Origin of the sequence: Corynebacterium sp., assembly GCF_030152825.1 — a bacterium.
Lineage (GTDB): Bacteria > Actinomycetota > Actinomycetes > Mycobacteriales > Mycobacteriaceae > Corynebacterium.
In genome coordinates, this window is the sequence record NZ_JASLIP010000010.1 from 1 (window position 1) to 6,328 (window position 6,328).

Annotated in this window: 6 protein-coding genes; all 6 read left to right on the plus strand. The window is 69.2% G+C overall.

Annotated features, from left to right (window positions below):
• Positions 1-268: quinolinate synthase NadA (gene nadA, locus Q1V78_RS01910; RefSeq protein WP_300611029.1), on the plus strand; the 268-nt coding region annotated here is incomplete at its 5' end.
• A complete protein-coding gene (locus Q1V78_RS01915; protein ID WP_300611031.1) occupies positions 268-1,872 on the plus strand; it encodes an FAD-binding protein in 1,605 nt (534 codons plus the stop codon). The genes nadA and Q1V78_RS01915, both read left to right, overlap by 1 nt.
• 109 nt (positions 1,873-1,981) lie before the next feature.
• Entirely contained in the window at positions 1,982-2,866 is an 885-nt protein-coding gene (nadC, locus tag Q1V78_RS01920) for a carboxylating nicotinate-nucleotide diphosphorylase (RefSeq protein WP_300611039.1), read from the plus strand.
• Complete coding sequence (locus Q1V78_RS01925; RefSeq protein WP_300611033.1) at positions 2,866-4,023, plus strand: cysteine desulfurase family protein; 1,158 nt, start codon at positions 2,866-2,868, stop codon at positions 4,021-4,023. Before nadC ends, Q1V78_RS01925 begins: the two co-directional genes overlap by 1 nt.
• 75 nt (positions 4,024-4,098) lie before the next feature.
• On the plus strand, positions 4,099-5,442 hold the full coding sequence (locus tag Q1V78_RS01930; RefSeq protein ID WP_300611035.1) for an MFS transporter: 1,344 nt from the start codon (positions 4,099-4,101) through the stop codon (positions 5,440-5,442).
• Positions 5,443-5,496: 54 nt separating this feature from the next.
• Complete coding sequence (locus Q1V78_RS01935) at positions 5,497-6,246, plus strand: SDR family oxidoreductase (protein ID WP_148792331.1); 750 nt, start codon at positions 5,497-5,499, stop codon at positions 6,244-6,246.
• Positions 6,247-6,328 lie beyond the last annotated feature (82 nt).

Below are 6,328 nucleotides of genomic sequence, written 5' to 3' on the forward strand. Positions count from 1 at the left end.
CTCCAAGCCGGGCGATGTGATCGCCATCGGCACCGAGATCAACATGGTCAACCGACTGGCCCAGCAGTACCCGGACCGCACCATCTTCTGCCTGGACCCGGTGGTCTGCCCGTGCTCCACGATGTACCGCATCCACCCGGCCTACCTGGCCTATGCGCTGGAATCCCTGGTGGACGGCAAGGTGGTCAACCAGATCACCGTGGACGAGTCCGTCGCCGAGCACGCCGAGGTCGCCCTCGAGCGCATGCTGGCTGCGAAGCCTCACTGATGCCGCAGGTCAACGTTCTAGGCTCCGGGGTGGCCGGCATGGTCGCCGCCCTCACCGCGGCCGCCGCCGGCGCCGAGGTAGCCCTGATCTATCCGGGTGACAGCATCGCCGCCAGCCGGGGTGCCACGCAGCTCGCGCAGGGCGGGATCGCTGCCGCGATCGACCCGGCCGATAGCGTGGCCACGCACGTGGCGGACACCCTGGCCGCGGGGGCGGGGCTGGTCGCGCCGGGCACCGAGGAGGCCCGGGCGGTCGAGTTTTTGGCCGCCGAGGGCGCGGTGGCGGTGCGCCGCCTGCTCGTGGCCGGTTTCCCTGCCGACCTGCTGCCGGATGGCACACCCGCGCTGGCGCTGGAGGCGGCGCATAGCGCGGAGCGGATCGTCCATGCGTGGGGTGATCGCACCGGCGCGGCGCTGCACGCCTTTCTCGCGGAAAAGGTCGCAAAGCAAATTGAGGCGAAGACGGGCGAACGCGGCCGTGGCTCGCAGGGTGGTGGGATCACCCAGCACTCTGGCTGCGAGCTGCACGAACTGCTCACAACCGACGGCGTGGTCACGGGCGCCCGGGTGCGCCGCGCGGGGGAAACGGTAGACCTCCGCGCGGATGCGACCATCGTCGCCACCGGCGGGTACAGCGGTATCTTCCCCCGCTCCACCAGCGGTGGGGTGTGCACGGGTGCTGGGATCCTCGCGGCGGCCCGCGCCGGGGCGGTGCTGGCGGATATGGAGTTTGTGCAGTTCCACCCCACCGTCCTGGCGGGTACGAACTTCCTCATCTCCGAGGCGGTGCGCGGGGCCGGGGGAGTGCTGCTCGACGATGCGGGCCAGCGCTTCCTCGCCGACGTCGACCCCCGTGCGGAGCTCGCGCCCCGCGACGTCGTCGCCACCGGGGTGTGCCGTGCGCTGCACGAACATACCGAGAACGTGTGGCTGGATGCCCGCCACATCCCGCAGCTGACCGAGGAGTTCCCGGGCATCACCGCGATGCTCGCCTCCCAAGGCATCGACTGGCGCCACGAGCTCGTGCCGGTCGCTCCGGCAGCGCACTACTGCATGGGCGGAATCGCCACTGACCTGCATGGCCGCACCAGCGTGCCCGGCCTCTACGCCGCTGGCGAGGCCGCCCGAACCGGCGTGCACGGGGCGAACCGTCTGGCATCCAACTCCCTGCTCGAGGCGCTGGTCTTCGCCGCCGCAGCGGGCAAGGACGCCGCCGCACAGGTCCCCGGCGACCGGGGGCAGCAACCCACCGGGCTGGCGACCGCGACCGCCGAGGGCCGCGTGCTGGACGTCGAGCTCTCGCCGCCGGAAGGCGCCGGGCAAGACGCCGCCGGGCAGGACGCCGTCGCCGCACAGGGTGACTCCGCTGCGCGGGACGCCGTGGGCAAGGGGCTGGACGTCGAAAGAACCGGTAAGGGCATCCGGCAGGCCCGGGAGAGACTCGCGGAGATCCCCGGCGCCATCGCCACCGTCGGGCAGCTCGTGGCCACCGCGGCGGAGGCCCGAACCGAATCCCGGGGAGCGCACCGCCGCCGAGACTATCCCCACACAGACCCGGGCCAGGCCAGCTCCCGCTTCCTGCGGCTTCTCCCCGCCGAAACGTGATGCCCAGATAAGAGCCGTGACCAGCTCACACAGCGTAGCGATCAGCTAACACCGCGCAACAAGAACAAGCCCCGTGACAACAACCCCGCAGAAGAACCCGAAAGGCCCCATGCTCACCCAAGACACCATCACCACCGCCGTCCGCGCCGCCCTCGCCGAGGATGCCCCCTGGGGAGACCTCACCTCCGAGGCGACCATCCCCGCCGACGCCCGCCTCCGCACCGCGCTGACCGCCCGCGAGGACGGGGTCTTCGCCGGCGGGCAGGTCGTCCGCGCCGCCTTCCAGCTCACCGACCCGGCGATCACCGTCACCGAACTGGCTGCCGAGGGCACCCGCTTCACCGCGGGCCAGCAGCTCGCGGTCATCGAGGGGCCGGCCCGAGGTGTCCTCACCGCCGAGCGCATCGCCCTGAACTTCGCGCAGCGCATGTGCGCAATCGCAACCCTGACCGCCCGCTACGTCGACGCCGTGGCTGGGACGAAAGCCCGCATCGTCGATACCCGGAAAACCACCCCTGGCCTGCGGGCATTCGAGAAGCACTCCGTGCGCGTCGGCGGCGGACATAACCACCGCTACGGGCTCTCGGACGCCGTGATGGTCAAGGACAATCACCTCGCGGCAGTCACCGCGAGCCTCGGGGAGGGGTCGATCACCGAGGCCCTGCGCGTCGTCCGCAGCCGGGTCGGCCACACCACCCACATCGAGGTGGAGGTCGACCGCATGGACCAGATCGAGCCAGTCTTGGCCGCCGGGGTGGACAGCATCATGCTGGATAACTTCGGCCCCGCCGAGCTCGCAGAGGCCGTTGCCCTGATCGACGGCCGTGCCGCCACCGAGGCCAGCGGCAACGTCAGCCTGGAGACGGTCGCGGAGCTCGCCGCCACCGGCGTGGACGTCATCTCCGTTGGCAAGCTCACCCACTCCGCGGGCTCCCTCGACTTGGGTCTCGACGCTCTGGAGCCAGCAGCCCAGAGCACGCAGGACCAGGCCTAATGTCCCGCTACCTCGACGCCGCCGCCACCGCACCGCTCCACCCTGCCGCCCGGGAGGCGATGAACCGGGTGTGGGACGCAGGTCCGGGTAATGCCGCCAGCGTGCACAGCGCCGGGCACCGCGCGGACCGGGAGCTCGACCACGCACGCAGGACGGTGGCGCGGGCCTTCGGCGTCCCTAAAGACGGCGTGATCTTCACCGCCGGCGGGACGGAGGCGAACAACCTCGGCATCATCGGACGCGCGCTCGCCAATCCACGCGGGCGGCGGGTCGTGACCACGAAGGCGGAGCACTCCTCCGTGCTCGCCAGCGTGGACTTCCTGCGGCGCATCCACGGCTTCACCGTGGACTACCTGCCCGTCGATGGTGCCGGCCGCGTCCTCGATAGCGCTGCCCGGGAGTTCCTCACCGCGGACACCACGCTAGTCGCCGTGGGCCTGGCCAACGCGGAGGTCGGCAGCGTGAGCAGCATTGAAAACCTCAGCGCCACCGCCCGCGAACTGGGAATTTCCCTGCATATCGATGCTGTCCAGGCCGCCGCCGGTCTGCCGGTCAGCTTCGCGGACGGGGGCTGGCCCGGCGTCGGGATAACCAGCGCGGCGGTGGCCTCCCATAAATTCGGCGGACCGCAGGGCATGGGCGCGCTGCTCCTACCCAGGGATATCGCCCTGGAGCCCGTCATCCACGGCGGGGAGCAGGAAAACGGCCGGCGCGCGGGCACCAGCAATATCGCCGGGGCCGCGGGCTTCGCCGCCGCCGTCGCCGCCACCCGTGCGGTGATCGGCACCCGCGCCGTGGAACTCATGGCCTCCCGCGACGCACTGATCGAGGCTGTGCTCGCGGACGTGCCGGGCGCGGCGCTGACTGGGCACCCTACCGAGCGGCTGCCGAACCACGCCTCCTTCGTTGTCGAGGGCGTCAGCGGCGAGTCCCTGCTGGTGGCGCTGGACACCGCGGGCTTCGCGGTGAGCTCCGGGTCAGCCTGTCGCGCGGGCCAATCCGAGCCCTCCCCGGTGTTGCTGGCGATGGGTTATAGCCAGGAGTTGACGCAGTCCGCCCTGCGTTTCACCCTGCCTTCACCCCTGAAGGAGGCAGAGATCGAACAGATTGTGCGAATTCTAAGAGCTGAAATTCTTTCTGTCCGCCCCAATGGCTAGGTTTATTGCCAGCTCTTTGGATACGTAGTTTCACGCCCCTGACCGGCGGGGCTACGCAGAATTTAAGGATTATTGATGGATCTGCGCCAGCTCATCGATAACACCCGGATGTCCGGTTATCAGTGGCTCATCATCGCGGTCGCCGCCTTCGTCAACGCCCTGGACGGCTATGACCTGGTCGCGATGGCTTTTTCCGCGAACGCAGTCACGGAGGAATTCGATCTCAGCGGCTCCACCCTCGGCTGGCTGCTGGCCTCCGCACTGATCGGCGTGGGGGTGGGCGCGGTCGCGCTGGCCCCGCTGGCCGACCGCTTCGGCCGAAAGCGCCTGATCGTGATTTCCCTGCTGATCACCCTGGCAGGGCTGATCGCTACCGGGTTCAGCAGCAGCGTGCCGGAGCTCTTCGTGTACCGCGTGATCACCGGCATCGGCGTGGGTGGCGTGCTCGCCTGCGTGACCGTGCTGACCTCCGAGTTCTCCAACCTGCGCTTCCGCGGCCTGGCGATGGCGATCTACGCCGCGGGCTATGGCCTGGGTGCCTCCCTGTGCGGCACGATTGCCTCCACCTTCATCCCGGATCATGGCTGGCGCATCGTGTTTTTCGCTGGCGCAGTCCTGACGACGGTCGCCCTGCTCGCCGTGCTCTTCTTCATTCCGGAGACTCCGGAGACCCTCGCCGCTCGCGGGGACGACGCCGCCCTCCAGCGTCTGGCCCGGCGCATGGGCAAGGTGCCGGCTGACGCGGATGAACAGCAGCGGGTGACCGTCGCGGTTCCCTCGGCTGCAGAGCGCGGCCGCGCCCGCGACCTGCTGGGCCCGGAGCTGCTGCGCAACACCCTGCTGCTGTGGCTGGGCTTCGCACTGGTCAACTTCGGCTTCAACTTCGCGAACCAGTGGACCCCGAAGCTGCTCACCGAGGTGGGCCTGAGCGAGCAGCTCAGCGCGCTGGGAGGGATCATGCTCGCGCTGGGCGGCACGGTGGGCTCCGTGCTCTTCGGCGTGCTGACCACCCGACTGAGCACCCGCACAACGCTGGTGATCTTCTCCCTCACGGCGGGCTGGGTCCTGGTTGCCTTCATCCTCAGCACGGACTTCCCGGTGCTCATGCTGGCGCTGGGCGTGGCCGTGGGCATGCTGCTCAACGGCTGCGTGACCGGCATGTACACGATCACCCCGCAGTCCTACCCCTTCCACCTGCGCAGTACCGGTGTGGGTATGGCGCTGGGCGTGGGGCGCATCGGTGCGATCATGGGTCCGCTCGTGGTCGGCTACCTGGTCGATTCGGGGTGGGCGCCGCTGGCGCTCTACGTTGGCGCTGCCGTGGTCATGCTGATTGTGGCCGTGGCTATTGGCGCGGTGCAGGGCCCGGCCACGGTGGTCGCGGCACGGCCGGAACCCGTGCGTAGCGACCGGGACTAGGACCCCGTCGGCGAATCGGCGCGCGCGTCTGCGGTGCCGACTAGCCTGAGGGGCATGACTAACACCACAGAAAACACCCGCACCGCTGTCGTCACCGGGGCCTCCGCAGGCATCGGGGCAGCCGCCGCAGAAGCACTCGCCGCCGACGGCTGGCACGTCGTTCTCACCGCCCGCCGCGAGGACCGCCTCCGGGAGGTACAGGCCCGAATTCAGGACGCCGGCGGCCAGGCCACCGTCATCGTCCTCGACGTCACCGACCAGGACTCCATCGACGCGGTGGCCGAACAGCTCGCCGCGGAATTCGGCAGCGTCGATCTGCTGGTCAACAACGCGGGCGGGGCGCGCGGCCTGGAACCCATCGTGGAGACCGACCCGGCGGACTGGCGCTGGATGTTCGAAGCCAATGTGATGGGCACCCTGCAGGTCACCCGCGCGCTGTACGAGCAGCTCAAGGCCGGGCAGGCACCACAGGTGATCAACGTGGTCTCCATGGCCGGGCGGGGAGCGTACCGGAACGGGGCGGGCTATAACGCGGCGAAGTTCGGGGAGACCGCCCTGACGGATGTGATGCGCATGGAGTTCGCCGAGGACGGTATCCGTGTTTGCCAGCTGGATCCGGGTCGCGTTGCCACCGATTTCTCACTGAACCGCTTCAAGGGGGATCAGGCCCGCGCGGACGAGGTCTACGAGGGCGTGCAGAACCTGGTGGCGGAGGACATCGGCGAGACGGTGCGTTGGATCGCGGGCCGACCGGCGCACATGGACGTGGAAACGATCATGATCAAGCCGATCGACCAGGTCTAAAACAGGGTGCTGGGATAAAAGTTAAAGGGGTACTCTTGAGCCGGAGAGTTACCCTTTAACTCTTAAGGTATAAACCTTGAGG

What these genes read in the sequence shown, in the direction of transcription:
- Q1V78_RS01915 (WP_300611031.1), top strand. Translation starts at nt 268, where the DNA reads ATGCCGCAGGTCAACGTTCTAGGCTCCGGGGTGGCCGGCATGGTCGCC.
- nadC (WP_300611039.1), top strand. Translation starts at nt 1,982, where the DNA reads ATGCTCACCCAAGACACCATCACCACCGCCGTCCGCGCCGCCCTCGCC.
- Q1V78_RS01925 (WP_300611033.1), top strand. Translation starts at nt 2,866, where the DNA reads ATGTCCCGCTACCTCGACGCCGCCGCCACCGCACCGCTCCACCCTGCC.
- Q1V78_RS01930 (WP_300611035.1), top strand. Translation starts at nt 4,099, where the DNA reads ATGGATCTGCGCCAGCTCATCGATAACACCCGGATGTCCGGTTATCAG.
- Q1V78_RS01935 (WP_148792331.1), top strand. Translation starts at nt 5,497, where the DNA reads ATGACTAACACCACAGAAAACACCCGCACCGCTGTCGTCACCGGGGCC.